General features: G+C 55.8%; 32 protein-coding genes. 30 read left to right on the top strand and 2 right to left on the bottom strand.

Annotation, left to right across the window (positions count from 1 at the left end):
* The first annotated feature begins 55 nt into the window (after positions 1 to 55).
* Positions 56 to 1234, top strand: a complete 1179-nt coding sequence (locus tag GOB86_RS09305; protein ID WP_165992064.1) for a hypothetical protein — start codon at positions 56 to 58, stop codon at positions 1232 to 1234.
* A gap of 455 nt (positions 1235 to 1689) precedes the next feature.
* Complete coding sequence (locus GOB86_RS09310) at positions 1690 to 2184, top strand: hypothetical protein (protein ID WP_165992065.1); 495 nt, start codon at positions 1690 to 1692, stop codon at positions 2182 to 2184.
* Between the two features lies 1 nt (position 2185).
* Here GOB86_RS09310 and GOB86_RS09315 read toward each other — a convergent pair whose 3' ends face one another.
* A complete protein-coding gene (locus GOB86_RS09315) occupies positions 2186 to 2902 on the bottom strand; it encodes a BRO-N domain-containing protein (protein ID WP_165992066.1) in 717 nt (238 codons plus the stop codon).
* Positions 2899 to 3282, bottom strand: a complete 384-nt coding sequence (locus GOB86_RS09320) for a hypothetical protein (RefSeq protein ID WP_165992067.1) — start codon at positions 3280 to 3282, stop codon at positions 2899 to 2901. The genes GOB86_RS09315 and GOB86_RS09320 overlap by 4 nt, the downstream gene beginning before the upstream one ends.
* Before the next feature lie 452 nt (positions 3283 to 3734).
* On the opposite strand from GOB86_RS09320, the gene GOB86_RS09325 reads away from it, so the two are divergent.
* From GOB86_RS09325 to GOB86_RS09455, 28 genes are all read left to right on the top strand, one after another.
* The gene (locus GOB86_RS09325; RefSeq protein ID WP_253544129.1) at positions 3735 to 4175 is read left to right on the top strand and encodes an Ltp family lipoprotein; all 441 of its coding nucleotides are present in this window, start codon (positions 3735 to 3737) and stop codon (positions 4173 to 4175) included.
* Between the two features lie 137 nt (positions 4176 to 4312).
* Entirely contained in the window at positions 4313 to 4552 is a 240-nt protein-coding gene (locus GOB86_RS09330) for a CopG family transcriptional regulator (protein WP_242012580.1), read from the top strand.
* A gap of 334 nt (positions 4553 to 4886) precedes the next feature.
* The gene (locus tag GOB86_RS09335; protein ID WP_165992068.1) at positions 4887 to 5735 is read left to right on the top strand and encodes a DUF6414 family protein; all 849 of its coding nucleotides are present in this window, start codon (positions 4887 to 4889) and stop codon (positions 5733 to 5735) included.
* A 100-nt stretch (positions 5736 to 5835) separates the two neighbouring features.
* Positions 5836 to 6243, top strand: a complete 408-nt coding sequence (locus GOB86_RS09340) for a hypothetical protein (RefSeq protein ID WP_165992069.1) — start codon at positions 5836 to 5838, stop codon at positions 6241 to 6243.
* A gap of 148 nt (positions 6244 to 6391) precedes the next feature.
* A complete protein-coding gene (locus GOB86_RS09345) occupies positions 6392 to 7267 on the top strand; it encodes a tyrosine-type recombinase/integrase (protein WP_165992070.1) in 876 nt (291 codons plus the stop codon).
* Between the two features lie 5 nt (positions 7268 to 7272).
* Positions 7273 to 7896, top strand: coding sequence for a DUF3164 family protein (locus tag GOB86_RS09350; RefSeq protein ID WP_165992071.1), 624 nt, complete (start codon positions 7273 to 7275; stop codon positions 7894 to 7896).
* Positions 7893 to 8057 carry a hypothetical protein gene (locus GOB86_RS09355; RefSeq protein ID WP_165992072.1) on the top strand — a complete coding sequence of 55 codons (165 nt, stop codon included), beginning with the start codon at positions 7893 to 7895 and terminating at the stop codon, positions 8055 to 8057. The genes GOB86_RS09350 and GOB86_RS09355 overlap by 4 nt, the downstream gene beginning before the upstream one ends.
* Positions 8054 to 8266 carry a hypothetical protein gene (locus tag GOB86_RS09360; protein WP_165992044.1) on the top strand — a complete coding sequence of 71 codons (213 nt, stop codon included), beginning with the start codon at positions 8054 to 8056 and terminating at the stop codon, positions 8264 to 8266. The genes GOB86_RS09355 and GOB86_RS09360 overlap by 4 nt, the downstream gene beginning before the upstream one ends.
* The gene (locus GOB86_RS09365; protein ID WP_253544131.1) at positions 8259 to 8927 is read left to right on the top strand and encodes a hypothetical protein; all 669 of its coding nucleotides are present in this window, start codon (positions 8259 to 8261) and stop codon (positions 8925 to 8927) included. Before GOB86_RS09360 ends, GOB86_RS09365 begins: the two co-directional genes overlap by 8 nt.
* 150 nt (positions 8928 to 9077) lie before the next feature.
* Positions 9078 to 9650, top strand: a complete 573-nt coding sequence (locus tag GOB86_RS09370; protein ID WP_165992073.1) for a hypothetical protein — start codon at positions 9078 to 9080, stop codon at positions 9648 to 9650.
* Positions 9619 to 11631: a phage terminase large subunit family protein gene (locus GOB86_RS09375; protein WP_165992074.1), complete on the top strand. Its 2013-nt coding sequence runs from the start codon at positions 9619 to 9621 to the stop codon at positions 11629 to 11631. Before GOB86_RS09370 ends, GOB86_RS09375 begins: the two co-directional genes overlap by 32 nt.
* A complete protein-coding gene (gene gpW, locus GOB86_RS09380) occupies positions 11631 to 11903 on the top strand; it encodes a gpW family head-tail joining protein (RefSeq protein WP_165926170.1) in 273 nt (90 codons plus the stop codon). The genes GOB86_RS09375 and gpW overlap by 1 nt, the downstream gene beginning before the upstream one ends.
* On the top strand, positions 11900 to 13555 hold the full coding sequence (locus GOB86_RS09385) for a phage portal protein (RefSeq protein WP_242012581.1): 1656 nt from the start codon (positions 11900 to 11902) through the stop codon (positions 13553 to 13555). Before gpW ends, GOB86_RS09385 begins: the two co-directional genes overlap by 4 nt.
* Positions 13552 to 14415, top strand: a complete 864-nt coding sequence (locus GOB86_RS09390) for a S49 family peptidase (protein WP_165992075.1) — start codon at positions 13552 to 13554, stop codon at positions 14413 to 14415. The genes GOB86_RS09385 and GOB86_RS09390 overlap by 4 nt, the downstream gene beginning before the upstream one ends.
* A 36-nt stretch (positions 14416 to 14451) precedes the next feature.
* Entirely contained in the window at positions 14452 to 15138 is a 687-nt protein-coding gene (locus GOB86_RS09395; RefSeq protein ID WP_165992076.1) for a hypothetical protein, read from the top strand.
* A gap of 36 nt (positions 15139 to 15174) precedes the next feature.
* On the top strand, positions 15175 to 15831 hold the full coding sequence (locus GOB86_RS09400; RefSeq protein WP_165992077.1) for a head decoration protein: 657 nt from the start codon (positions 15175 to 15177) through the stop codon (positions 15829 to 15831).
* Positions 15832 to 15931: 100 nt separating this feature from the next.
* Positions 15932 to 16966, top strand: a complete 1035-nt coding sequence (locus tag GOB86_RS09405; protein ID WP_165992078.1) for a major capsid protein — start codon at positions 15932 to 15934, stop codon at positions 16964 to 16966.
* A 6-nt stretch (positions 16967 to 16972) separates the two neighbouring features.
* Complete coding sequence (locus GOB86_RS09410; RefSeq protein WP_165992079.1) at positions 16973 to 17335, top strand: head-tail joining protein; 363 nt, start codon at positions 16973 to 16975, stop codon at positions 17333 to 17335.
* Positions 17332 to 17856, top strand: a complete 525-nt coding sequence (locus GOB86_RS09415) for a hypothetical protein (protein WP_165992080.1) — start codon at positions 17332 to 17334, stop codon at positions 17854 to 17856. The genes GOB86_RS09410 and GOB86_RS09415 overlap by 4 nt, the downstream gene beginning before the upstream one ends.
* 11 nt (positions 17857 to 17867) lie before the next feature.
* On the top strand, positions 17868 to 18071 hold the full coding sequence (locus GOB86_RS09420; protein WP_165992081.1) for a DUF2635 domain-containing protein: 204 nt from the start codon (positions 17868 to 17870) through the stop codon (positions 18069 to 18071).
* Positions 18068 to 19546, top strand: coding sequence for a phage tail sheath subtilisin-like domain-containing protein (locus GOB86_RS09425; RefSeq protein WP_165992082.1), 1479 nt, complete (start codon positions 18068 to 18070; stop codon positions 19544 to 19546). Before GOB86_RS09420 ends, GOB86_RS09425 begins: the two co-directional genes overlap by 4 nt.
* 15 nt (positions 19547 to 19561) lie before the next feature.
* Positions 19562 to 19939 carry a phage tail tube protein gene (locus GOB86_RS09430; protein WP_165992083.1) on the top strand — a complete coding sequence of 126 codons (378 nt, stop codon included), beginning with the start codon at positions 19562 to 19564 and terminating at the stop codon, positions 19937 to 19939.
* The gene (locus tag GOB86_RS09435; RefSeq protein WP_253544135.1) at positions 19936 to 20595 is read left to right on the top strand and encodes a phage tail assembly protein; all 660 of its coding nucleotides are present in this window, start codon (positions 19936 to 19938) and stop codon (positions 20593 to 20595) included. The genes GOB86_RS09430 and GOB86_RS09435 overlap by 4 nt, the downstream gene beginning before the upstream one ends.
* A complete protein-coding gene (locus GOB86_RS16375) occupies positions 20595 to 20729 on the top strand; it encodes a hypothetical protein (RefSeq protein ID WP_277875467.1) in 135 nt (44 codons plus the stop codon). Before GOB86_RS09435 ends, GOB86_RS16375 begins: the two co-directional genes overlap by 1 nt.
* Positions 20730 to 20877: 148 nt before the next feature.
* A complete protein-coding gene (locus GOB86_RS09440) occupies positions 20878 to 22725 on the top strand; it encodes a phage tail tape measure protein (RefSeq protein WP_165992084.1) in 1848 nt (615 codons plus the stop codon).
* 3 nt (positions 22726 to 22728) lie between these two features.
* Complete coding sequence (locus tag GOB86_RS09445; protein WP_165992085.1) at positions 22729 to 24027, top strand: DNA circularization protein; 1299 nt, start codon at positions 22729 to 22731, stop codon at positions 24025 to 24027.
* Positions 24028 to 24043: 16 nt separating this feature from the next.
* Entirely contained in the window at positions 24044 to 25201 is a 1158-nt protein-coding gene (locus GOB86_RS09450) for a phage baseplate assembly protein (protein WP_165992086.1), read from the top strand.
* Positions 25201 to 25725: a phage baseplate assembly protein V gene (locus tag GOB86_RS09455; RefSeq protein ID WP_165992087.1), complete on the top strand. Its 525-nt coding sequence runs from the start codon at positions 25201 to 25203 to the stop codon at positions 25723 to 25725. The genes GOB86_RS09450 and GOB86_RS09455 overlap by 1 nt, the downstream gene beginning before the upstream one ends.
* Position 25726 lies beyond the last annotated feature (1 nt).

Below are 25726 nucleotides of genomic sequence, written 5' to 3' on the forward strand. Positions count from 1 at the left end.
CAGCAGGCGCGGGTGACATGGCCCGGATACTGATGCAACACTTTATGGGGGTAGCATGATGCGGCCTGTTCTTGCTGAATTTGACCCCTCAACCGTCACGCCGTTTAAAATGCTGCGCTCCATGCCAGCAGAACTACGTGGGGTTGTGACCAACCTGCATGATGCGTTGCGGGAGTTACGCTCAACCGTGTTCCGCGCCGGGCAACTGGTGTTAACAGACGGACAGGTGGCAACACAGGCGTGGCTGGAAGGCGATGTGCTGGCCCGTACGCTGCCCACCATTCTCCAGTCCGGCTTTATGGCGCGGGATGATGAAGGTGCGCTGTTCAGCCCCCACCTCTATGCCAAGCTGCTGCGCAAGGAAGACCGCGAGGCCCGTAAGGCACAGGCCGATGCGCAGTGGGAGCAGTGGCAGGAAAGCGGGGATGTGCCGGAAGGGATGAGCCGCAAAACCGTAACTAACCGCCAGAATGGTGGGGCAGGTGGTCGCCCACGCAAAGGCGAGAGTGCGGAGCAGGCCCGGGCCCGACGTGCACGGGAAATGGAGCAGCAGCAGGCCCAACGCCATATGCCGTTGGTGGCAACCGTTGCCGGTGGAAAAACCGAAACCCAAAACCCAAACAAAAAACCCAATGGGTTTTCGGTTACGGAAAATTCGGTTTCTTCGGTTTCCATAGATCTAGAATTAGAGAGAGATAAATATATTCTTTCTGATTCTAATTCTGGAGAAACCGAAAAACCCAAAACCGAACTGGACGATGCTCTGGTGCGCCGGGTAGCGGCCCGCATGGTTTCGGTCGCCGGTATGGAAGACCAGATAGGTTTTGGCATTTCCCTCGCTCGCAAATGGATGGGGCTGGGGGCGACAGAAGAAACCATAATCTCTGCCATTCAGGAGCAGCAGGCCGCCATACGCAATAATGGTGAGGAACCGCGCCGCCTGAAGGTGTTTGAAGCAGCCGTATTGCGCGGGATTGAAGCGCAGCAGGTTATGGAAGCCATGCCAGCGTCCCAGTCATCAGAAGCGCACAAAACTGAGGATATGCGCCAGTTTGAGGACGCATGGGGGCGGGCTACGCAGGTCTGGAAAAAAGCCTTTGATGACTGCCGGGACTTTGGCGCGGTTACCCGCCAGTGGTCCGATCTTGCGCAAGAACATGGCCTGCCGGACGTGCCGTATGACCGTGCCGCCTATCAGCAGTTTTTCAGCAGAACAGAGGCGGTGGCGGCATGAGATCAACGGTTGGATGGATTGCTGACGTAAAGGAGGCATCATGACTGGCATAATAGCCCCATGGTTTTTGATCATTTGGGCTTACACCTCCCATGGTTTCCGGAGCGATATGGTTCCGATGGCAACATCAGCCATCTGCCAGTCAGAGGGGCACCGACTGACATATGAATTAGGCTGGGCACAAAATTGGGACGGATTCCAATGTGTGCGCTCAGGATACGAAGAGGCACATAAGCCATGAGCCTGAGCACACTTCTGCGAAACCTGAGGTTGCGAGCTGAAGGAAAGTCCAACCCGATAACGGCATTGGAGGAATTGCGAGAAAAGCTTGCTCAGGAACAAAAACGGCGGGCAGAGGCGGAATTGGAAGCCTGCACTCTGCGCCGCCGCTTATCTGCTTACGAGAAACCCCGTGACACTCAGGGACGGTACACCAAACCACACGGGGCAGCAACGTGCACAAAACAGTCAACGCCACACCGGAACGCCTTGCCAAAGGTGACGTAACCGAAGTTTACGTTCAGGAACACCAGAACCTGCCGCCCGAAAAGCGCCTGCGGTCATCCGGGGCGCTTTATGCGTTGCACCGCGCTGGCACCATTACCGATGCCCACGTAGCCGCAGCCGAACACTGGGCGCGGGATTATGAGACAGGCGTGCTTGGCGCCAGAGACCCGGAAGCAGGCCGCAAAGGCGGCGTGCCAGACCCCCACACCATAATGCTATCCCGCGCCGCTGCCGTAACTCGGTGCGAATACGTGCGCAAAGCTCTGGGGCAGGTGGGTGAGACCTTCCTGCGCCAGATGATGGTGGACGGGATGAGTGTTCAGGCTATTGCTGGAGCCAAAGGCACCCACAAACTTAGGGTGTCGGGGGCGATTGATCTGCTTCTGGAGCAGCTGGTTGAGACGTATGAGGTGATGCCGGGAAAAATGTTTTTTCCCGGCTGAATTATGTTCCAGTTACTGGATTTGTTTGCTGTTCCGGGTGCGTTGCATAGGTAATAACAGTACACTCCTTTCCATCGTCTGATGGGCGTATCTCTTTTTCGACCATATGAAAGCGGCGCGCTTTAGCCTGTGCTGCCGTTTCTCCTTTTCGTGGCCGACCCGAAAATACTGCATTATGTCTGTTAGCAATAAGCTGCTTTATGGATGCAGATTTTGCTATTGGTACGGGCATATCCAGTGTGGCTTCCATAAGCATTTTTACGCCTTCTATGCGGGGCATGGGGCATCCAATGCCTATTTTTTGCCATTCGCTCTCCGCCGCCTGTTCACCTAAGGTCATCCACAAACCAATTATACGGGAAAAGCGGTTGAACCACTCTGTTTTGTCCGTAGGCATGGCGTAGCTACCCGTCCTGCGGATGCTCGGTAGCACTTCGCCCGTTACCCATTTGCGGAACCGCTTGGCCTCGGGTTTGCGGCTGGTGAAAATGAGGTTGTAGAGACCACTTTCGTTGATGATATTCATCTCTTGGGGACCGCCGGGGGTGTAAATAGTGCTTACACCCTTTTCGTCCTCATCAAGTCGTTCTGCTGCAACACGGCTGTTGGTATGTTCCAGCACGTTGCATACATCAGACAGCACAAACCACGGTTGAGCGTCTTGTGTGATTACGCGCACCGCATGGTCTTCAAAGCTAAAGGGGATGATGTTGCTCATGCTGCGGCCTCCCGCGTGAGGTCTGTCAGTAACGAGACTTCAAGCCAGGTCATGCTGTCCCCCAGCTCCTCCTCACCAGGAGCAATCTGGTCTCGCAGCATGGTCAGTGCGGCAATGGCTTTGGCCTGCTGACCGGCCTTCGTTGTGGCGGGTATGGCTGCCATAGCAGCAACAAGCTCATCCTGTTCAACAACGAGCGCATTGAGTTTGTCTTCGTGCAGCCGTTCTTCCGGCGTCCCGAAGACATGATTTTTTGCCAAACAATGTGCGTCTATGCGCTTGCGGCAGTCCTGAAACTGGTTAAACGCGACCAGCAAAGCAGCATCGGCATGTAGGTATGCCTCTGCATGAGCAGTTGCGGCCAGAAATGGCACAGCCATGATTCCCGCGAGCAACGACCGGCGGTGTGTGGTAGATAAGGCATCAGCCATAGGCATGGGGTTCTATCCCTTGCTTGAGGTTAGGCCGGGCTTGGCGTTGGTAGCGCCTTCCCGGCTGCATTGTGTTTATCAAGTTGATAAACTTTTACAAGTGTTGTTTTTCATATTGTGTTGGTTTATAAAGTTTGAATGTCAGACGAATTGAAATCAGAGCGCGTCACAACCATGATGACCCCTTCAGAAGTGAAGGGGATAGACGATTGGTCGTTCGAGCAGAGAATACGCAGTCGTGGGGAAGCGATCCGTCGTCTTATCCAGCTTGGGCTGGAGACAGCGAAAGGGAGTAAAGAGCCGTAATAGCCTGTGTCTGAAGGCAGGGAGTTATGCTAGGCCCGATTGGACTTGCACTCATATATATTTGAAAGGTGCGAGTCTGATCAGGAGATAGGTTAGTGACTCATTTAAGAACAGCATTCTTGGCATTTACTGTTGGTATGACGGTTTATGGGATTACTTTGGCACAGGCAGAACCATCGGTTGTTGATCCTGTTGGTGATGCGGACAGTTCTGAGAAAAACAGTTTAACGCCAGTTCAACGTAATGCAGTAAGGTCAGCTACAAATTACTTAAGCGTGTCTGGTTTTTCACGTGCTGGTCTTATTCAGCAGTTATCATCCGATACTGGAGATGGTTATCTTGTCGCGGATGCCACTATTGCAGTGGATAGTCTGGGTGTAGACTGGAATGAAAATGCAGTAAGGTCTGCCAAACAGTATCTTGAAGTGTCAGGGTTCTCATGCAAGGGGCTGATTCAGCAGTTATCTTCAAGTGCCGGCGATAAATATACAATAAATCAAGCAACATATGGCGCGCACCAAGCCGGAGCATGTTGAGGAAAGTGAATAGCCTGAGGCATTAGGCCCTTTTCCTTGCTGCAGAGTAGTAACCATCCAGTGATTAAAATGTAGATAAGGCATCAGCCATAGGCATGGGGTTCTGTCCCTTGCTTGAGGTTAGGGAAGCAAGCGGCTTGACTCCGCTTGCTTCTCGGCTTTTTTGGCGCTATAAAATCATTATGTCAATAGATAGCGCTATAAAACCAAAAAAGGGGCGTCCAAAGGTTGATTCTGAAGCGGTTAATGTCCGTTTCGAACGTGCTGTTTTGGATGAGGTGGACGCATGGATAGCCGCAAATGGCCCGCCATATGTGACACGCCCGGAAGCTATCCGGCGGTTGGTGCAGGTGGGATTGAAAGACAAAAGCCCATAAAGTCTATGCTTTAGAAGCATGTAGTTTCTGGAATGTTTTTTGATTGCAAGCGGGTTAAATAAAATTGTCTTGATCTGTATATTTTTGTGGTGAAGGCTGTTGCTCTACAAGTCAAACATTGTCTAATTTTAATGTGTCGCGCGACAAGACTGAAAGCTAAGGGAGGTAAACATGTCGAATGAAGACTTTGCTCGGCAAGTGCAAGCTGCCATTCAGTCTGGGAAAGTCGGAACTCATCTCATTGAGAAAGGAGTGAGAAAGGCTCTATCCATAGCCTCAGAAGCTGCGCGTCAAACAGAAGAACGAACTGAACGCATTAAAAAGGATAAACTACGTGGCGCAAGAGGCACAACCCACAGAATCTCTTTATGATATTTTATACGCAGATAGAGCGCGACTTTCATCATATCTGGCTCAAATTGACCCAAATGGGGTAATAACAGGTTATAAAACCTCCACTACTGACGGTTCTAGTGTTGGATCGGAGTTGGGGGGAGGAGTGCCTACAGTTGCCTCTGCTAAAGCGAGGTACAGTATTGAAAACAAAGACTTGGCTGAACGAACTTTTGATCCAGCGGCAGCTTTACCAATAGAAGTAATGAATCGATTGGACGAAAACGGATATATACACCGAGATTTAAAAAATGTTCCAATAGGAGGTCTTCTTCTTGTAAAAGGAAGATTTGCTCTCCGTGACTTTAGTCAGTTTCCTGCATTCTGGCCACTCATGAAAAAAATTCTTCCATTTAAAGATTTAGCAACTAATGCAAATAATCAATTTTCTAAAAAAACTATATCTGTAAACGATATAGAGAGTTTATTTAAATCACTTCTTGAGGATATACCACAACCTGTTCAGCTTACATTTGAAACATCAAAAGAGTATTTATGGTCAACTCTGGCGGAAGAAGGTTTTGCCACATCCCCTATAGATATTTTTTTAAAGCATAAAGGGATTATACCGGGAGAGTGGTATATCTTGGCTATTGTGGACGGACATCCCATTTCTACCGAGAATGCAGATGACGCGTCAATACCAGATTCTTTTGGTGAAAGTCTAGGAATACCTTTTCATCAACTAGCTCAAGATATGCGATCTTTATTCGGACGACCTGATAATAATTACGGTGTCTCACCATTGGTTATTTTCAGGCAGGTACATTGTAGTAAGGTCAACGGTTGACGTTTACCCCAAACGCGCTCTAGATTATCAAAATCTTCGAAGCCGTGTGCCCATTAGGGTCCACGGCTTTTTTATTTCCAAAACAAAAAATGGCGGTTGCATGGGCAAAGGGCAGAGTTTCTGCCGTGGCCAAATTGCACTGTATGGGAAAAAGCCTGTTCTGATACTGGCGTTGGATGGCGCGGTTTGCCTTGCTGCAAAGCTCTACCTTCCACGCACAGCCCGGCATCGCTCCGATATTGATCTGAGCGAGACGCCCCTTCTTTTACGCAACACTATTGTGCGCGCGGCGGATTTGCTCCGCTGCCGTGTTACGGACCTGCGGCCTATGGCTGACGGGTTACTTTGCGTTGGGGAAGGCATTTTGCAGCGTGTGGAACGTGCCGCACGGCGTGAGATGGAATGCCAGGCTAGTGAGCAGCTCCCTGCAGGTGTGGTTCGGTCCACTTGGCGCGCTCCCCGATGGGGGAGTTGTGGTAGGAAAATCGGCGGCGTGCCGTCCGAATAATCCGCAATGATAACCCGGAGTTATCTTGCACCCGCTTGTGCGGCACCCGCAAGATAACCCGCAGACACCCCCATAAACCCGCAAGATAAGTGCAGTTATCACGCGGATTTTGAGGGGACGAAATGGACCACTAATGTAGGAAAATCATATGGTTAGCGGAGATCGCGCAAGATCGCCCGCGCCGGGGGGCGCAAAAGCGGCCTCAGTTTCTGCCGACAATCTTGTGCTGAGAACGTGGCTCCACAACCGTGGGGAGAACACCCGGCGGGCTTATGAGCGTGATGCCCGCGAGCTGCTGGCGCATGCGGGTAAGCCACTGACTGAGATTGTTCTGGCGGACCTGCAAGCATGGTACGACAGCATGGGCGATGCGTCCGATGCCACACGGCGGCGCAAGCTGTCCGCTGCAAAATCCCTGCTGGCTTACGCGGCGGGGACTGGCGTTCTCACGCACAATGCCGGGGCAGCGTTCCGGCTGGAGCGCGGGCGCGACACGTTGAATGAGCGCATTCTCACACGTGAGCAGGTTCTGGCCATGATTGAGGCCGAGATGGAACCGCGCAAGCGGGCGCTGCTGGATGTGCTCTATCGCATGGGGCTCCGCATCTCAGAAGCCTGCGCGCTGCGTTGGCGGGATGTTACGCGCCGCCAGCAGGGTGGCGTGGCCTCTGTGTTCGGCAAGGGCAACAAGACGCGGGCCGTTCAGGTCCCTGCAAAGCTTTACAAGCAGCTCGTGGCGCTGCGGGTTGATAGCGGGCCGGATGCGCCCGTTGTCCCCGGCCACGATGGCCGCCCGCTTTCGCACGATGCGGCCCACCGCATCGTCAAGCGGGCGGCGCGGCGTGCCGGATTATCTGGGGCTGTTTCGGCCCACTGGCTCCGGCACGCCCATGCATCGCACGCGCTCGACAACAATGCCCCGGTGCATGTGGTGCAGGCCACGCTGGGGCACGCATCGCTCGCCACGACGACAAGATACAGCCACGTCCGAGAAGGGGATGGCTCCGCAAACTATTTGGATTGATCACCATGACGACTGCTTCCGATACCGTGCCCGAAGGCTACATGAAGGACACCAAGGGGCGACTGGTGCCGCTTGAGGCCGTCAAACCCGAACACCTTCTGGAAGATGAGCTTGTGCACCGTCTGCATGAAGCGGCAGCGCAGCTTGCGGAGCAGCTTGCCGCCTTCAAGCGCGCCGGGTTTGCTGATGTAGCTGCCCTGCAATCCCTCCTGCATGAAAAGTATGGGGTCAGCATGGGCGGCCAGAAGGGAAACATCACGCTCAGCACCTATGACGGTCGCCTGCGTGTGACTGTTGCCATGGGCGAGAGCATTACGTTCGGCCCGGAAATTCATGTAGCCAAGACGCTGCTGGACCAGCTCTTTGAACGCTGGACCGAGGGGGCAAATGCCAGTCTCCGGGTTGTCGTCATGGATGCGTTTGACGTGGGCAAGGAAGGGAAGATGCAGACCAGTAAAATCCTTGGTCTGCGCAGGCTTGATGTGCCTGATCCTGAGTGGAAAGAGGCCATGGAAGCGATTGCCAATAGTATCCGCTCCGACTGCACCAAGTCCTACCTCAGGTTGCATACGCGGGAAACGCCGGACCAGGCATGGAACATGGTGCCGCTGGATTTGGCCAAGGCATGAAGCGCTGGCTCACGGACGTGCTTTCAGGCCGTCGGGACAACTTCAGGCTTAGGCGGGAGTTGGGGCGCAAAGAGCGGCTTCTGCGGGACTGTCACGTGGAAATTCGTCGTTTGCATGAACTGATTATCAAGGCCGGTCGGTCTGTTGAGAGGAAGAAATGAAGCACCAAGGCAACAGTCATTCCAACAGACACCCGAAGCGCAATCACCCCTTCCATGGAAGCAAGCAGGCGTCGGACCATGCGGTATGGATCCGGGCGGCCCAGCACTATGCTTACATGAGCCAGAACGACCGGCGTCCGGGCATTCGTGTGTGGGCCGAAGAGCGGGCTGCTGACTGTATGGATCGGGCGGACAAGGCCTGTGGCTGACTTTCGCATCAAGGTCGATGTGAAGGCTGCTCAACGGCAGCTTTCAGACATGGCCAAACAGATACCATTTGCTGCCTCTGTTGCGTTGAATGACCTGGCCTTTCAAGTCATGCGCAAAGAGAACTCGGCCATGTCTGATATCTTCAAGGGCCCGAGGCCCTTCACCCAGCGCGCCACACAGGTTGAGAAGAAGGCGAGCAAGTCAGATCTGACTGCAGTGGTTTCAATCAGGCCTGCACAGGATAAATACCTGTCTCCATATGAAACGGGTGGTGATCATTGGGTCGGTGCGAAAGGTGGGGACGGGGATCTGCTCGTGCCTGTTGATGGCAAGACCGATGCCTATGGTCAGATACCAAGAGGGCTGATCAAGCGTCTGGTAGCGCGGCCTGATGTTTTTGTTGGGACTGTGCGTGGTATTCGCGGGATATGGCAGCGTCCGCCAACAGGTAATCAGCGTAGTGGCCAGCGCGGTACCAAAGGAAAGCTTGGGACTGTTGGTGGAAAAAGGACGGGGCTGAAGCTGCTCTATGCGTTCAAGTCCAACAGGCCAGTCAGAAAGCGATTGGGCTTTGATCAGGTCGCACTCGAGCTGGTGCGGGAGCAGGGGACCAAGGCGCTTGAGGCTGCCGTTGAAAAGGCGATCCGCTCAGCGCGGTGACCGGCATATTCGTCCCTCCCGTCACTGGGGGTACCCCCCCCTTCTTGGGTCCCTCCTGGGGGGTGCCCCGATCACGGGTATTGCGCGAGCTCGTTTGATCCCTAGCTAACGAATTTTTTTCGGGTTGCAGTTGCAGGTGGCAGTTTAGGCATGAGTGCTGACACAATTAGCCAGAGTGAGGCCGCAAGGCGCGCGGGTGTAAGCCGGTCTGCAATTCAAAAACATCTTGCATCTGGAAGAATTATTTCAGAAGGCAACCGCGTAAATCTTGCCTCTTTTAATGAATGGCTCGATCTTAAAAAGGAGACACACTCAGGGGTGCAACCACCCCTGCCACCTGAGGTGCAACTCCCGCCAGAGGTTGCACCTCAGGTGGTCAGTCTGGATCGTTCCAGTTCACCTGACCTTGAGCCACCGGCAGGCAGCCTGTTGGACATGAAATCAGCATTGCTGCTTGAGCAGAATGCAAAGGCACGTATCAAACAGTTGGATTTTGATGAGCGCTCAGGATCTGTGGTTGAAATTGCCGTTGTTACGGCCAGAGTGGGCAAGGAATACGCTGCCGTGCGGCGCAAACTTCTGGCGTTGCCGGCAGAGCATGCCCCTTCAATCCATCGCTGTAAAACAGTTGCAGACGTGCAGGAGAGGTTAAGGGTTCTCATCACACGAGCCCTGGAAGAACTGACAGCAGATGGAGGCTCTACGATACCCACAGGGGTATAAGAATTTTGTCGCTGCTCTGGTGGCGCAACGGCAGGCCAACCTTAAACCCCCGCCCAAACTCTCCCTGAGCGAATGGGCCGCTGAATATGCTGTTCTTTCAGCAGAGACCAGCGCGCAAACAGGCAAGTTTGAAGCCTTTGCGTATCAGGTTGGCATCATGGATGCCTTCACAGATCCCGCTGTGGAGAAGATCTCGGTCATGAAGTCAGCCCGCGTGGGCTATACCAAGATACTTGACCACGCCATTGGCTACTATCTGCATCAGGACCCATCACCCATTTTGATGGTGCAGCCGCGTGAGAGCGATGCGGAGAGTTACAGCAAGTCCGAAATCGCGCCCATGTTGCGTGATACTCCCGAGCTTGCGGCACTAACAGGAGACCCAAAGGCCAAGAGCAGCGAGAATACACTGCTCAAAAAGACCCTTCTCAATGGGTCCTCCCTTACACTTGTGGGAGCAAACAGCCCGGGCGGCTTTCGTCGTATCACCGTGCGTATTGTGCTGTTTGACGAGGTGGATGGTTACCCAGTGGGTGGCGCTGGTTCAGAGGGTGATCAGATCGCCCTTGGGTCCAAACGAGCGGAGACCTATTGGAATCGGCTGATAGCCTTGGGGTCTACTCCTACTGTTGCTGGCATAAGCCGCATTGAGCGCTCGTTTGATCAAGGCGATGGCCGCTACTATCACGTGCCATGCCCGCATTGTCATGAATTCCAGGCACTGGAATGGGGCGGGCCAGACACACCTTATGGCATAAAATGGGATAAGGACGCGGATGGCCACCACCTGCCAGAGACTGCCCACTATGTGTGCAAGCACTGCGGCTGCGTCATTGATGAAGCCGAGAAGGCAGACATGGTTGCCCAGGGGAAATGGGTGGCCTCACGTCCGTTCAAAGGCCACGCCTCGTTCCATATCTGGGCCGGGTATTCTCTGTTTCCGAATGCTGCATGGTCAAAATTGGTGGCTGAATGGCTGGAGGTTAAAGACAAACCGCTAGAGCGCCAAACTTTCATCAATACAGCCCTTGGCCTGCCATATGAGGACAGGGGCGACGGCGCACTGAATGAAATTGCACTCGTTGCCAGGGTGGAGAATTGGGCGGGTGAAGTCCCTGACGGTGTAGTGCTGATCACCGTTGGTGGGGACGTGCAAGATGACCGTGTTGAGCTGGAGTTTGTAGGTTGGGGCCGGAACGAAGAGAGGTGGTCTATCGCCCATATCGTTATTGAGGGTGATCCTGATGGGCCTGAGCTATGGAACAGGGTTGATGAAGCGTTAAAGCGCCACTGGTTCAGGGCTGACGGTCGGCCTTTCTCCGTCATGGCTGCATGCATAGATTCCGGTGGGCATCATACCCAGAAGGTCTATGAGTTCTGCCGCGCGCGGCTTGGGCGAAAAATATGGGCCGTCAAAGGGGAGTCCGCACGTGGTGGCGCACGCTCCCCCGTGTGGCCAACCAAGCGGCCCACATCGCGCAGCAAGGCCAGCTTTCGGCCCATCATCATTGGCGTCAATGCGGCCAAGGATGTCATCCGGAGCCGTCTGCACCTTGCCTTGCCTGAACCGGGGCAACCGGCACCCGGTTACATGCATTTTCCCGCAGACCGGGACATTAACTACTTTGCCCAGTTGTTGGCCGAACGATCAGTCAGAAAGCACAAAAACGGCCATATATACCGTGTGTGGGAGCAAATTCCCGGCCGTGCGAACGAGGCCCTTGACCTTGCTGTGTACAGCTACGCAGCCCTGTGCGGGCTGATTTATCGAGGTTTCTCTTTGAACAAACGCGCAGACCTCATGGAGCAGGAACGTGCCAGCGGGCACGTGCCGTTTGAGCCCAGAGAAAACCCACCCGAAGAGGCCCAGAAGGCGGCACCACCACGGCGGGATCAGGCAAGACCGGGCCAGAGAAAAACTGATGCGGCGCCTGAAAAGTCCACAACCACAGGTCCCCGTCGATCACGCTGGAATTACTAATGGCAAAATCTGTCTTTCCTGTTCCCCGGGGCACCTATGCAGGCATGACCGAGGCACAGGTTACCCAAGCCCGGAACGCGGCGCAGCAGGCCCTTTTGTCTCTGCTCAATGGAACACGGCCCATGTCGGCTGGCTACAATCAGGGTGATGGTGGCCGGAACGTGTCATTTGCCGGCGCTTCTGAAGCTCAACTCCGTAACAACCTGCGTGAACTGAACACCCTCTTGGGGGTAAGCACTTCACGGCGGGCGATGAGGATACGCTACCGTTGAAAAAACCCGGACTGTTACGCCGCGCATGGAACAACCTGAGTGGCACAGGCGCAGGTCAGGGTGCGAAGGCTTCATTTCCCATGACGTTGCCCGGCAACTGGATGGGGGGCATGGGCGGCATGTTCGCCTATGACGGCGCGGACATGATGAGCAATGAAAGCTCTGAATGGAACCCGTGGCTGCGCTCACCTGATGCGGAGATCAATCTCGACCGTGACCGCATGGTTGCTCGGGCGCGGGACCTGTTCCGCAATGACGGCTGGGCACGTGGCAGCATCAACCGCATTACCGACAACGTGGTAGGTGCGCAGTTCCGCTTGGTTGCCAAGCCTGATTATCGTGCTTTGAAAGGACGCTACGGCAAAGCATTTGATGCCGTGTGGTTTCGTGAGTTCAGGCAGGCTGCGGAAGCCGAATGGCGTATGTGGTCAGAAAACCCACTGCTTTTTTGTGATGCGGCCCAAAAGCTGACAATCACCCAGCTCTTTCGTCTGGCTTTCATGCATCAGATGAAAGATGGAGAAGCTCTGGGGGTCATGCGCTGGCTACCGGAGCGGATAGAGCAGGGGGCCGATTACGCGACTGCCCTTCAGCTCATTCATCCCGATCGGCTCTCCAACCCGTACCAGCAGATGGATACCCACACGATGCGTGGCGGGGTGGAAATAGACGATAACGGGGCGCATATCGCCTATCACATCCGCCAGGCCCACCAATTTGATTATTTCGATGCGGTGGAAAGCATGATCTGGGACCGCATACCCCGCTTTACTCCGTGGGGGCGCTCCATTGTCGTACATTCCTATGACTTCGATGATGCAGGCCAGCATCGCGGTCTGAGTGTGTTTATTCCCATTCTAAACCGCTTTCGCATGCTTGGCCGGTATGATCAGGCCGAACTCCAGCAAGCTCTTGTCCAGACCATTTTCGCCACGTTTGTGCAAAGCCCTTACGATCCCGAAGATGTGCGGTCAGGCATGGAAGATGGCGAACTGACCGAATACCAAAACCTGCGGGAAGGCTGGCATAAGGATAACCCGCTGACCATTGGTGGTGTTCGGGTGCCGGTCATGCCGCCCGGCGAAGAGGTTAAAACTGTTGCGTCCACAAGACCAAACAGCGGTTTTGATGCCTTTCAGAGTGCCTTTCTTCGTAATTTTGCAGCCGCTATTGGCACATCTGCCGAACAGCTGAGCATGGATTATTCCAAGACGAACTACAGCTCCTCCCGCTCATCCATGCTGGAAATGTGGAAGACCATGAACCGCCGGCGGGGCGACTTTGCTGTCAGTTTTGCCAACCCGGTTTATTGCTCGGTGCTGGAAGAGATGTTCGACCAGAAGCGCCTGCCACTCCCCAACAATGCACCGGATTTTCTTGAAGCCCGGACAGCTTACTCCCGTTGCCACTGGATTGGCCCAGGTCGTGGGTGGGTTGACCCGGTGTCCGAACGTCAAGGTGCTGTGCTGGGGCTGGATGCCGGTTTTGGCACGCTTGAACGCGAATGTGCCGAACAGGGCCTTGATTATGAAGAGGTGCTCGATCAGCGCCGCGCTGAACGGCAGATGATGGAAGAGCGCGGGCTTCCATTCCCGCAGTGGGCCATGGGTGCGCCTGTGAACCAGACAACACAAACACCGGATCCAGAATGAGCCGTCTTCCTCACCTTGCGCAGCGGATGTTCAATACACCCATTGCTATCCATCCGCAGAAAGCCGAGATCGTTGTAGCGGCCTTGGCGGACCGTCTGGGCATTGCACATATGTTCCATGATGGCCGGTCCATTGCCATGGGGCCGGGCATGATTGCTCTGGACGAAACAGACCGTGCCGCTGAAAAAGCCTATGACGTGGTGGCTGGTGTTGCGGTCATTCCCATTCAGGGCACGCTGGTGCAAAAACTGAATAGCCTGCGCCCTTTTTCAGGCATGACTGGCTATGATGGCATCCGCCTGAACGTCCTTGACGCCCTGAATGACAAGTCAGTCAAAGCCATTGTGCTCGATATTGACAGTCCAGGCGGGGAAGTGGCCGGTTGCTTTGATCTGGTGGACCTCATCTTTCAGGCCCGTGGGCAAAAGCCCATTCATGCCATTCTGGATGAGAATGCCTTCAGCGCTGCCTATGCGCTGGCCTCGGCGGCAGACCGTATCACCGTGCCGCGCACGGGTGGTACCGGCTCCATAGGCGTCATTCTTATGCATGTTGACCTCTCACAATCGCTTTCCAAGGCGGGAGTGGTGGTCACAATGGTGCGGTATGGCGCTTACAAAGCGGAAGGCTCCGAATATGAGAGCCTGTCCGAAGGCGCACTGGCCCGTATCCAAGCCGATATTGACCAGATGGGCGCACTGTTCTGTGAAACGGTTGCCCGCAACCGGGGATTGAAAACCTCGGTCGTAAAAGGGTTTGAGGCACGCACATTCATGGGGGCTTCCGGGGTTTCCGCCGGACTGGCCGACCAAGTGTGCGCACCCGACGCAGCTTTTGCAAACCTCATCCGCTCTCTCTGACCTGCGCTTGCGCAGTCTGTTCAAGGATATACCCGAATGGCGAAATCACGCCTGAAGAGTGCTCTCTCGTTCTCTCACCTGATTGGTGGCGCATCAGCAGGCCGCAGTGCCCGCCGCGCTGAGGATGATGACCAGGAAAATAACACCCCTCCCGGTGCCGATAATGGTGATCCGGAAGATGATGGCAACGCCACACCGTCTGGTCGCCGCCGTGCTCGTGGTGATGATGACGACACCGACCCGGGTGACGACAACCAGGACAATGCTCCATCTGGCCGCCGTGCGCGTGGGGATGACGGCAATGATGGTGATGATGACGACAATGCCACGCCATCTGGCCGCAGCCGTGCCCGTGGGGACGATGATGGTGATCCGGAAGATGATGAAGAAGACGAAGAAGATAACGACGACCCCAAAGCCCGAGCAGCCCGTACGCGGGAGCGTGCCCGCTGTGCCGCCATCTTTGCAACCAAGGCTGCAGCGGATCGGCCAGACCTTGCCGCTCACCTTGCCTTCAACACGTCACTTCCCCGGGCTGAGGCCAAAGGCCTTTTGAAAGCAGCGGCAAAAGGGACATCCCGTCGTGGGAGCGCGCTGGCGGATGCTATGGCCCAGTTTGGCCAGCAGCGTGTGAGCGCCAGTGCCCCCGGTATGTCGCGCCAGACCAGCATTGATGCCGGTTGGGATGCCGCGGCGAAGCGCGCAGGCGTTACCCGCAAGTAATTCTTCCACCACTTTGGAAAAGCAAAGGCGGCCCAGATGGTCAGTCCTGTTCTGAACGAACATTTTTACACCGGCGCCTTCCTTGTCCGTGAAGCCAACGGCTATCTCTCACGCGACAAAGGGGAGCTGGTAAACGAAACCTCGGCCGATATTTCATTTGAGGCCGGGCTTGTCCTCAGTGATGTCTCGACAGTCATCCCCGACTTTGTGGTGGGTGGCAGCAATACTGGCAATGGGACCATCGGATCCATTACCGTTGCAGCAGGCACAAAGCCCTCCAATTACGAAATCGCGTTTACGGATGCGACAAACTACACCGTTTCCGGGCCGGATGGCTCACAGCTTGGGGTAGGGGTGGCAGGCACTGCGCTCGATGTAGGGGGGCTGTCCTTTACTGTATCCGCAGGAACCACAGCTTTTGTTGCCGGAGACACGTTCACCATTGTTGTCGTGCCAGGTGGCCCCAAGCAGTACGTCCCATATACGGGGGCGGCAGCGGCTGCCGCTGTTCTGTTTGATCGTGTGTATGTCGAGGCCGAAACGGCCCGGCATGTAGCCGTTGTCTTACGTCTGGCAGAAGTTAACGAACAGGAGCTCTGCTGGGATCCTGCCGTTACGAGTGCAGCCAATGTTGCAACGCTACAGTCCGAAGCACTGAACCAACTGGCCGTCGCAGGTATTGTTGCGCGCTAAGGCGCGCTTTACTTCGTTTCTTTTTCACCTGAAGCAATAGCTCGGCATCAAACCGACAGCATGAAGGCTGTCGGTTTTTTTGTGAGCTCAGGATTGGCATATGAGTATTCTTGACGTCTTCCGGCAGGATCCGTTTACCTCCATTTCTCTCACAAGTTATGTGGACCGGGTCCCCTTCCTGCCGACTGGCATTGGTGATCTGGGTCTTTTTGAAGATCTACCCATTCGGACCACGGCACTCGCGGTCGAACACCGTGATCAGCAGCTGATCGTTATTCCGACCAGTGACCGTGGTGCTCCCCTTACTGAACGCCGTACGGAAAAGCGCAAGCTGCGCTATTTTGAGGCGCCACGTTTGGCCCATGGCGATACCGTTTACGCCACGGAATTGCAGAACGTGCGTGAATTCGGGACGGAATCCGTGCTGATGCAGGTCCAGACCGAAGTGGCGCGCCGTCTGTCCGGCCCAACCGGTCTTACGGCCAATATGGAATACACCTGGGAGCTACACCGGCTTGCGGCAGTTCAGGGTCTTCTGCTGGACGCGGACGGCACACTGCTCTTTGACTGGGCAAAAGAGTTTGGCATCACACGCCCGAAGGAAATTGGCTTCAACCTTGATGCGGCTGATCCTGTTCTGGGCAGCCTGCGCCAGCAGTGCAACAAGATCGTGCGGTATATGGCACGTCAGGCGCAGGGCGCGTGGCTTCCCTCCACCCGTGTCATGGCCATGTGCGGCGATGACTTCTGGGATTATCTGATTGCCCATAAAGACGTTCTGACTACCTACTTCAACTGGGAAGCCGCGCGTGAGCTGCGCAAGGGCACCGCGTTTGAAGCCATGGATTTTGGCGGGATCAGCTGGTTCAACTATCGTGGCTCTAACGATAACTCCACCATTGCGGTACCTACTGACAAGGTGAAGTTTTTCCCCCAAGGGGCACCCGGCGTGTTCCAGCGCGCACTGGCTCCGGGGGAGGCAGTGGAGTGGGTGAATACCCTCGGGCGGCCCATTTACATCATTCCCATTTTTGACCGTGACCGTAATTTCTGGTGGCGTATGGAGGCCTACTCCTACCCGTTGCACATTTGCACACGTCCAGAAATCCTGATGTCTGGCCGGCTCGGCGGCTGAGCAGCCATGGCGATAGATTGGGCAGGCCTGGTTCTTGCCCCTAATCTCCGTATTTTTGGTGAAGATCCGGAGAGGGAAGGTCCTGTCATCTGGACCGCTGCGTCCAATGGCGTTTCACAGCAGGTTCCTGCCATATTTGATGAAGGCTACAGGCCACTCGCCGTCATTGACGATGCCGATGGGCTTATGCCGACAAACCTGACCACGAGTGTGCCGCACCTGGGCGTTTCTCTTTCTGACTTCCCGACTGAGCCGTTACAGGGCGACACAATGGTGGTACGGGGCAAGGCCTACACGATCAGGGAAGTTCAAAAAGACAGCCACGGTGGGGCTGATATTTTCCTCAATATTGCGAGTGCCAGCCCATGACCCTCTACCGTGTGTTGCTCAAGGATGCGGCGGCCAAGGCGCTCATTGCCGGTAAAACTCTTGCTGGCGAGAACATCATGGTCGACCGCAGTTTGCCTGCAACGCCTGATATGCTCCCTGCCATACTTTTAACGGCTCCACGGGACAGGGCGACCAGTACAGGCCGCAACGGTCCGGGCTTTACCCGGGTTAGCACGCTGGCCATCCGTGCTTTTCTGTATGGCAGAACCCCAACCGAGGTTTCTTCCAATCTGGATATATTCGCTGAGCAGATCGAGCTTGCCCTTGTGCTCGACCCGACTTTGCAAGGCATGATTACCCAGATCACGGACATTGAAACCGAATTGATGATTAACAGCCAGACAGCCGAGCATACAGGCGAAGTGCGTATGCTGCTGGGGCTGGAATACATCGAGTACTATCCCCAAGAGGGCACGCCCATCACTGAGCTCGTCGGGCAGGTGCAGGCTAACGGCAATGCAGATTTTGCCGGGATCAATGTGCCTCTTTCCTCTAGCTGAGGTTCGCCAACATGTTTGTAAAACCAGCTCCGGGCCGCACGGTCCGGTGGCCGGCATCCTTGCGTCTTCTGTCTGAACAGGGGGCCGAGGTGCCGTCTACGGCTTTCTGGCTGCGCGCTCTGGCGTGTGGTGATGTGCAGAAAGCCTCTCCCGTAGTGCAGGCCCCGGCCACAGCACAGCCCGCCACAATTGAGCCAAAAGGGACCGCAGCATGAGCAGCATCATGGTTCCGGGGTATTCGACCAGCAATCGTGTGCCCGGCTTTTATCTGGCTCTGGACAACACCGGGGCTAATACGGCCAGTGCCGCGCGCCGCATTCTGCTGGTTGGGCAAATGCTGGCCACGGGCACAGGCACGCCCGGGGTTATGGCAATTTCTGGCGGGGTCAGTGACGCCATTGCCAAATACGGCGAGGGCTCCCAGTGCCATATCATGGTCCGTGATTACCGGACGATTGATAGCTCTGGCGAAGTCTGGGTCCTGCCTCTTCTGGACGATGCGGCCTCCCAGCCTGCTGTGGGGAGTTTTACGCTGGCTGGCACAGCCACATCCGCAGGAACTCTGGCGCTGTATGTTGCCGACCAGCTTGTGCCGGTAGGCGTGTCAGTGGGGGATACGGCGCAGGCAGTGGCTGCCAATGTGGTGATCGCGGCCAAGGGTGTGACGGGTTTACCAGTCAGTGTGACGGCAGCCGCTGGTGTTGCCACGGTGACAGCCCTGAACAAAGGGCTGGCTGGTAATGCCATCCAGCTTGGCGTCTCCCTGATGGGGACCGCTGGCGGGCAGAGCATTCCGTCCGGTCTGAGCGTGACCATCGCCCAGCCTTCTGGCGGAACACAGAACCCCACCAGCCTTGCTACAGCACTGGCCAGCATGGGCACCCGTGTTTATGATCTGGTCGCCCACCCTTATACCGACACGGCCAGCCTGACAGCGTTCAAGGACCTGTTCGATAATAGCATTGGCCGCTGGTCCCCCATGGAGCAACTCTATGGGCACCACATCACCGCCCTGCGTGGCACCTATGGTGAGGCGACCACGTTCGGTCTGGCGCAGAACGACCCGCATGGGACCGTTATGCCCATCTCGGATAGTCCATCGTCCCCCATGTCATGGGCAGCGCAGCTGACCGCTGTTACTGCCGTTTCCATGCGCGAAAACCCCGCATTGCCTGTGCGTGGTCTGGCGCTGACTGTCATGCCCCCCACCGATGCAGGGCGCTTTGCCTTTGATGAGCGTAACAGCTTCCTCCACGATGGTCTGGCCACCTTTACGGTGGATGACAGCGGAACGGTCCTGACCGAACGGCTGGTGACCACCTATCAGGAAAACGCCTCTGGCGTGCCTGACGACAGCTATCTGGACATTGAAACGCTGCTGACCGCTCAGGTCTGCATGCAGGACATGCGGACATATCTTGCATCCCTGTATGGCCGCTACATCCTTGTGGCGGACGGCAACAAGATACCGGCAGGCGCACAGGCAACCACGGCCCAACTGATCGCGGCATCCGCCGTTGCCCGTTACCGCTGGCAGGCAACACAGCTCTGGGTCCAGAACCCGGATACTTTCGCAGCTCAGATTGTCTGGGAGAATGCCGGGGGCGGGCAGGTCATGCTGCAATTGCCGTACGACTTTTCCAACCAGCTGTGGGTGCTGGCGGCGGACATTCGCTTTACCAAATCATAAGGGACAGCAAGAAACATGGGTGTTTATCGTGGCCCCCTCGCGGGGTCTGCCTCCCTTACGATCAATGGTGAGGCATGGAATGTGGTCGGGGAACTGCAGTGGCAGCCCTCTGGTGATGTAAACGAAACCCTCAAGGGCCAGTCCATGGTCGAGGGGTTTCAGTCCATGCCCGGGCAGGGCTTTATTCAGGCCACATTGCGTGACCGGCGCGACCGCAAGGTGTCCGATTTTCAGGGCGCATCTGGTCTGGAAATCATCGCTGTTCTGGCCAACGGCAAGGTGATTACCTGCGTGAATGGCTGGCAGGTTGAACAGATCAACCTCAACACGCAGGAAGGTACCTTCGAGTTGAAGGTCGAAAGCGACACCGTTACGGAGGATACCGCATCGTGAGCGCTCTGACTGATGCTGAGGTCCTGTGCGCCGTGGCTGAGCAGGATGATGCCGAACAGGTTGAGGATGGCGTATTCTACCCGGACAACACCATCACAACCAAGGATGGTGCTGAATGGAAAGAACTGCGACTGCGTGAGCCTACAGTTTTTCACAGCTTGAGTGCTGCACGGGTGATTGGCAAAAAGCCAAGCATTGAAAGTATCTATGACAGCCAGATCGATCTGGTCTGTCGTCTTTCGGGTTGGCCAAAAATGGCGACAGGCCAACTGCCAACACGCATTTTGGATAAAGCCGTGGCCTACGCTTCTGCTTTTGAGGAAAATGCCCGGCGTAAACAGGATGAAGAGCCGGAATGCCCCGAAAGCCTGATCCTGCTCTTCACGCCTCCTATTGAGGCCGTCAATCAGTCTTTTTCGGAAATGGTGCTGCGTGAGCCTGTTGTTTCCGAACGGCGCAAGTACAAGGCCACGGAATCGCGCGGCAGTTTTGCCGACTTCCTTCAGGCCGAGATTGATCTTGTCAGTACCATAAGTAGCTGGCCTCTGGCGGCAGTGCTGAAAATGCCGATCAGCAAGTTTGCCAAGGGCGCAGATTATCTGACCGGTTTTTTTATGACTGGCCATCAAACTGGGAATCCCTCCCAGCCGATCTGATGGCCTACTTTTCCGGAATGTCCCTGAGCGAAGCAGAAGGCCTGAGCGGCCAGATGCTGGTGCATTGGGTCGGGCAGGCCAATCGTATCGCTGAGCGGCAGCGCAAAGAGGCAAAAAATGGGCGCAACCGTTAGCATTGTTCTGGATGCGACAGACCGGGCCAGTAAAAAGTTTGATGCGTTTAATAACCGCGTCGCATCCTTGCAGGCACCTATCAGAAATCTACAGCGTTCTTTAGGACGCTTTTCTGACGTGGTAGGGATAACCCGCCTACATAAGGGTATGCAGGACCTCTCCCGCTCAACCCTGAACACTTTCCGCTCAGTCGGTCGGCTGGTGCCGGAAATGGGAACGCTGACGGGGGCCGCCTCTATTGCCGGGGTGTATAAACTGGCCAGCGCCTGGGCGCAGGTTGGCACAAATTTGCGCACATCTGCACGCAGTATGGGTATGGCCCCCGGCCGGCTTATGGCCCTGCGCAATGCAGCCCGTCTGTCTGGTGGCTCTGCTGATGCCATGTCAGGCGCTTTGGGCCAGCTTTCCACTCAGAAGTGGGAAGCCGTAAATGGCTTTGCGCCAGAGGCGGCTGCTCAGTTTCAGGCTCTGGGTATTTCCATGGAGGAGCTGAAGAAGCTCTCCCCAGAGCAATTGTTTGATCGGATCGCCACCAAGATCCGCGCTATCAAGGACCCTGCTGCCCAGAGCATTGCGGCTCTCAAGCTGTTTGGTGAGGCAGGGCAGGGGCTTTTGCCCGTGTTCCAGCAAACAGCGCAGGAATACCAGCAGAATATCCGCCTTGCTGAGCGGTATGGGTTGATGAACCAAAAGGGGGCAGATGCCGCCGCCCGAATGCAAAATTCCCAGCGCCAGCTTTCATTGGCAGTTGAGGGATTTGGTTACAGTGTGGCCGAGGCGGTTGAGCCCGCGATTACTCCCGTGCTCCAGCAGATGGCTGAATGGATTGCTGTAAACCGGCAGTGGATTTCTCAGGATATTGCCGGTTATGTGAGGCAACTGGTTACTTGGCTCAAAAATGGCGGTTGGGACGAGATAAAAACCAAGGTCACAGCGGTATTCCAAACAATTTCATCTGTGGTGGACAAGCTCGGTGGCTGGAAGTCTGTTGCCAAAGATGTAGGCATAGGTATGGCCGTGTTATGGACAGCATCTGCGCTGGCTGGGCTCGCCAGTTTGACTGCCTCTCTTTTGGGTATTGTCGCCGCCATGAAAAGCATTGCTTCAACTGGTGGCGCAGCTGGGGGAGCAATTAGCGGCATTGCAGGCAGCGGGGCGTCTATTCGCACAGCATTGACGTTACTCGAAGCCTATAAAGCCCTTTCTGATGCTTCGCAAAATGGGGTCACACCAGATCAGCAAAAAGCTAACCGTGAATGGTTTTCCAACCTGCCCGGGATGAAAACACTGGCGGCACCTTATGCGTGGGCATACCGTCAAATTTATGGTCAGGATCCTGATGATCTAGTCTCTTCTGAAGAAGATAATCAGCGCGGCAGCGCGTTGATGAAAACACTCAGAGGTAATGGCGATCTTGGTCTGAATGAGAGTGCCATCAGAGGTGTGACGGCTGCGGGGGTCGCTGAATCTCATCTATCTTCTGGTGCAAAAAACCCATTTTCTTCAGCCAGAGGAGCCTACCAGTTTATTAGGTCAACCAGAGATCAGATATTGGCGGAGCAAGGGGTGGATGTCTGGAAGTCTGATGTGAATGGTCAGGCAACGGCAGCTTTACGTTATTATCGCCAACATAATCCGGCCCAATTCGCACAATTTGCCCATGCTGCTTCAGCAGATGCAGCCATGAGGATGTTTACCAGGGACTTTTTGAAGCCAGGATCTGGAGAAGATGATGATTTAGCGCGTGGGTCTGCTTTTCTTCGTGGTTACCACGAGCCTCCATCTGCACCAGCAGCATCGGTTCCGGCTCCTAATGGGCAAGGTAATGGCAGTGGTCTAGATGGCACCATATCTCGGCTGCGGGTTGAGATCAGCCATGACAATGCCCCGCCCGGTTCTTCGGTAAAAGTCACATCAGCCAGTTCCAACCTGAAGGTTGCATCTATATCGCAACAACGGGCGATGGATCCAACCAATACCGCTCTAGGCAACTGAGACATGTCCGGTTCACTCATCAACACAGCGCTGGAATATCTCCAGTGCTCATTCCGTGCGGTGCCTTTTGCCGTTCTGGGCAGTGGGGGGGAGACCGGGCGCAAGCAGGCTGTGCACCAGTATCCATACAGGGACGGTGTCTATGTTGAGGACCTGGGGAAACGGGGCCGGGTCTATCATATCCATGGGTTTGTAACGGGTGCCACCGCCGCTGCGCAGCGTGATCTTCTGGTCATGGCGGCAGAAACGGCAGGTCCGGGGTTGCTGATCCACCCGACTATTGGGGTCATCAAAGCCGCATGCATGAATTTTGCATGGGGCGAGCCAGACGGCATCACGGGTCGGATTGATGTTTCGTTCGATTTCCTCGAGCAGCAGGATCTGCTGGGCAGTACAATCAAGATTGCCCTTGATGCCGCTGCAGCTGCAGCGGCACTTGTAGCGCAGGCTGTTTCCGCCAGCAGTTATGCCAAAACGGCCACTGCCGCTTTAGCCGTTGGCCAGCCCGTTGTTGCAGCCGCGCAGGCAGTAGCGACGGGGTGGGGGAGGGTCGCCAATCAAGCTGTTCGCTCCCCACGGGCTATGGCATCGGCAATCAGTATCCTTCCTGGCAATAACGGCAGATACACCTCAGGAAATGCTGCGGTGGTCGATAATACGGCCACGGTGTCAACCGTTCTGGCTGATCTGACAACCTCCCGCGTAGCCATGGAAAGTGCCGTGGCGGATCTGGGAGCAGGTGGTTCGGCGGATGCTTTATCCACTGCTGCTCTGAACGTGGCGGAGCTAGTACGGACGTCTCTGGCAGATCCCGGCGCGCAGCTGGCCGCTCTGCTATCTCTCGCCACATTCGATGTGGAAGCCAGCGCAACACTGGCCCCCATTGGGGCAGCAATCGCAACGGCCCGTTCTGCCACGGCGGAAATGTGCCAGCAGATGGCTTTGGCGTCCATCGCCCTAGCCTGTGCGGACTGGAACACAACATCATCCGATCAGGCAGAAGCGCTCCGTAAGCTGGTTGCCACGCAAATGGATGCGGCAGCCACCAAAGCTGCGGATGAGGGCTACACGGATGTCTGGCGGGCGTTACGGGATCTTCGCTCGTGCCTGACCACCTTTCTGGCACAGCAGGCCAGCCAGTTGCCGGACCAGATTACCGTTACCCGCAACGGGCCTGTGCCAGCCCTGGTATTGGCCCAGCAGCTTTATGCCGATGGCTCCCGGTCGGATGATCTGATCGGCAGGGCTAACCCTATCCATCCGGCCTTCATGCCGACAAATTTCCAAGCTTTGTCCTCCTGATATTGCGGAGCCCTCAATGAGCCTTCTGAGCGATGCATCCACAGTGCTTGGGTATGACAGTCAAACGGCTAAGGGCGTTACAATCAGGATTGGCCAATACGTCATTACCGGCTGGGAGCGGGTTTCCATTCGTATCGGGCTGGAAATCATGCCCTGGGCGGCCATGCTGGAAACATCCAGTTGGCAACCCACTGCAACTGGAGGCAGTGACCTTTCAATCAACGAAGGGGATGCCTGTAGTATCCTTATCGGTAATGATCAGGTCCTGACAGGCTACGTCCAGAGTATTGCCGAGGACATTGGGCCGGAAGAGCATTCCTTACGGATTGTCGCCACGTCCAGGTCGGTTGATGCAGTGGAATGCTCGGCCCTGTTTTCCACCTATCAGATGAACAACACGACCGTGCTGGGCATTGCCCAGCAGGTCTGCCAGCAGGCGGGCATACAGGTCAGATCTATTGGGGGTGCCGGGGAGACCAATATCCAGCAGTTCTCCGTCATTCTGACCGAAACCGCTTATGAGGTCATCGAGCGCGCTACGCGTCTGGCTGGATGTCTGTTTTACGACCAGCCAGATGGCAGCATCGTGCTTGCCCCTCTGGGCACCAAAAATGTTGGGTGCCTGACTATGGGGCAAAATATTGAGCGCATGTCTGTCCTTCGCTCGCTCAGCGGTCGCTACAGTAACGTGCAGGCCATTATCCAGAATATGGCGGTGCTGTTCACTCCACCCGATGACGGCAACAAGCAGACACAGCAGATGCAGGCACAGACTGCTCCTGTACAGGCATCAGCGAATGATAGCGGGGTAAAGCGACCGCGCACACTGCTCATCCCGGTTGAAACAGGGGATGCGGATTACGCTGTGGCTCGCCAGCGAGTGCAGTGGGAGGTCGCGCGCCGGTACGGTCGATCACAGGTTGTGGAAATAACCAGCGATAGCTGGCGGGATAGCAACGGAGACCTCTGGCAACCCAACACGCTTTGCACGCTCTCGCGGCCACAGACAGGGTTTAAGAGAGAGGCGCTAATTGCTGAAATTGAATTTGTGCAAGGCGAGAGCGGAACCCACGCCAATCTGGTTTTGATGCCCCCGCAGGCATTCAAACCCCAGCCACTGGTCCTGCCTCTGGCCCAGAGCGAGGGTGTGGCAGCCACCACAAGGAATTCCTGATGTCCAACGCATTCAGCCGCATGAGCCGGCGTGTGTCCATGGCTCTGGGGTTGGGCCGCCTGACGGCCAATACGGATGAGGCGGCCTCTACCCATACCGTGCAGGTTGCACTGGCCGGCGGAGAACTCCGCAGTGATGTGCCTCTGCTCCAGCAGGTTGGTTTCCATAGCTGCCCTCTACCGGGCTCGGATGTCGTGGTGTTGTTCCAGGCGGGGGACCGGTCGCGCGGTGTTGCCGTGGCGACCGGGGACCAACGGTCTTACCCCCGGGACCTGCAACCGGGTGATGCATGCCTCTACCACGTTACAACAGGTGCTCGGGTGTGGCTCAAGGCGGATGGCAGCATTTCCATCTCCACATCAGGCCCCCTCAATGTTGCCGCGTCTGAGGCAGTCTTTAACTGCCCCATAACCAGCAGCGGAGACATTTCGGCAAAGGGGGATGTGCTGGCCGGCAAAATCAGCCTGACCAACCACAAGCACCCCGTGCAGGCTGCACCAGGCACTACAGGGGCACCGGAATAAA

The sequence above is a fragment of the Acetobacter lambici genome (assembly GCF_011516885.1).
Lineage (GTDB): Bacteria > Pseudomonadota > Alphaproteobacteria > Acetobacterales > Acetobacteraceae > Acetobacter > Acetobacter lambici.

Excerpts from the sequence above, each read along its gene's own strand:
- GOB86_RS09305 (WP_165992064.1), top strand. The coding sequence starts at position 56 with ATGATGCGGCCTGTTCTTGCTGAATTTGACCCCTCAACCGTCACGCCG.
- GOB86_RS09315 (WP_165992066.1), bottom strand. The coding sequence starts at position 2,902 with ATGAGCAACATCATCCCCTTTAGCTTTGAAGACCATGCGGTGCGCGTA.
- GOB86_RS09320 (WP_165992067.1), bottom strand. The coding sequence starts at position 3,282 with ATGGCTGTGCCATTTCTGGCCGCAACTGCTCATGCAGAGGCATACCTA.
- GOB86_RS09340 (WP_165992069.1), top strand. The coding sequence starts at position 5,836 with ATGGGCAAAGGGCAGAGTTTCTGCCGTGGCCAAATTGCACTGTATGGG.
- GOB86_RS09345 (WP_165992070.1), top strand. The coding sequence starts at position 6,392 with ATGGTTAGCGGAGATCGCGCAAGATCGCCCGCGCCGGGGGGCGCAAAA.
- GOB86_RS09350 (WP_165992071.1), top strand. The coding sequence starts at position 7,273 with ATGACGACTGCTTCCGATACCGTGCCCGAAGGCTACATGAAGGACACC.
- GOB86_RS09355 (WP_165992072.1), top strand. The coding sequence starts at position 7,893 with ATGAAGCGCTGGCTCACGGACGTGCTTTCAGGCCGTCGGGACAACTTC.
- GOB86_RS09360 (WP_165992044.1), top strand. The coding sequence starts at position 8,054 with ATGAAGCACCAAGGCAACAGTCATTCCAACAGACACCCGAAGCGCAAT.
- GOB86_RS09370 (WP_165992073.1), top strand. The coding sequence starts at position 9,078 with ATGAGTGCTGACACAATTAGCCAGAGTGAGGCCGCAAGGCGCGCGGGT.
- GOB86_RS09375 (WP_165992074.1), top strand. The coding sequence starts at position 9,619 with ATGGAGGCTCTACGATACCCACAGGGGTATAAGAATTTTGTCGCTGCT.
- gpW (WP_165926170.1), top strand. The coding sequence starts at position 11,631 with ATGGCAAAATCTGTCTTTCCTGTTCCCCGGGGCACCTATGCAGGCATG.
- GOB86_RS09390 (WP_165992075.1), top strand. The coding sequence starts at position 13,552 with ATGAGCCGTCTTCCTCACCTTGCGCAGCGGATGTTCAATACACCCATT.
- GOB86_RS09395 (WP_165992076.1), top strand. The coding sequence starts at position 14,452 with ATGGCGAAATCACGCCTGAAGAGTGCTCTCTCGTTCTCTCACCTGATT.
- GOB86_RS09400 (WP_165992077.1), top strand. The coding sequence starts at position 15,175 with ATGGTCAGTCCTGTTCTGAACGAACATTTTTACACCGGCGCCTTCCTT.
- GOB86_RS09405 (WP_165992078.1), top strand. The coding sequence starts at position 15,932 with ATGAGTATTCTTGACGTCTTCCGGCAGGATCCGTTTACCTCCATTTCT.
- GOB86_RS09410 (WP_165992079.1), top strand. The coding sequence starts at position 16,973 with ATGGCGATAGATTGGGCAGGCCTGGTTCTTGCCCCTAATCTCCGTATT.
- GOB86_RS09415 (WP_165992080.1), top strand. The coding sequence starts at position 17,332 with ATGACCCTCTACCGTGTGTTGCTCAAGGATGCGGCGGCCAAGGCGCTC.
- GOB86_RS09420 (WP_165992081.1), top strand. The coding sequence starts at position 17,868 with ATGTTTGTAAAACCAGCTCCGGGCCGCACGGTCCGGTGGCCGGCATCC.
- GOB86_RS09425 (WP_165992082.1), top strand. The coding sequence starts at position 18,068 with ATGAGCAGCATCATGGTTCCGGGGTATTCGACCAGCAATCGTGTGCCC.
- GOB86_RS09430 (WP_165992083.1), top strand. The coding sequence starts at position 19,562 with ATGGGTGTTTATCGTGGCCCCCTCGCGGGGTCTGCCTCCCTTACGATC.
- GOB86_RS16375 (WP_277875467.1), top strand. The coding sequence starts at position 20,595 with ATGGCCTACTTTTCCGGAATGTCCCTGAGCGAAGCAGAAGGCCTGAGC.
- GOB86_RS09440 (WP_165992084.1), top strand. The coding sequence starts at position 20,878 with ATGCAGGACCTCTCCCGCTCAACCCTGAACACTTTCCGCTCAGTCGGT.
- GOB86_RS09445 (WP_165992085.1), top strand. The coding sequence starts at position 22,729 with ATGTCCGGTTCACTCATCAACACAGCGCTGGAATATCTCCAGTGCTCA.
- GOB86_RS09450 (WP_165992086.1), top strand. The coding sequence starts at position 24,044 with ATGAGCCTTCTGAGCGATGCATCCACAGTGCTTGGGTATGACAGTCAA.
- GOB86_RS09455 (WP_165992087.1), top strand. The coding sequence starts at position 25,201 with ATGTCCAACGCATTCAGCCGCATGAGCCGGCGTGTGTCCATGGCTCTG.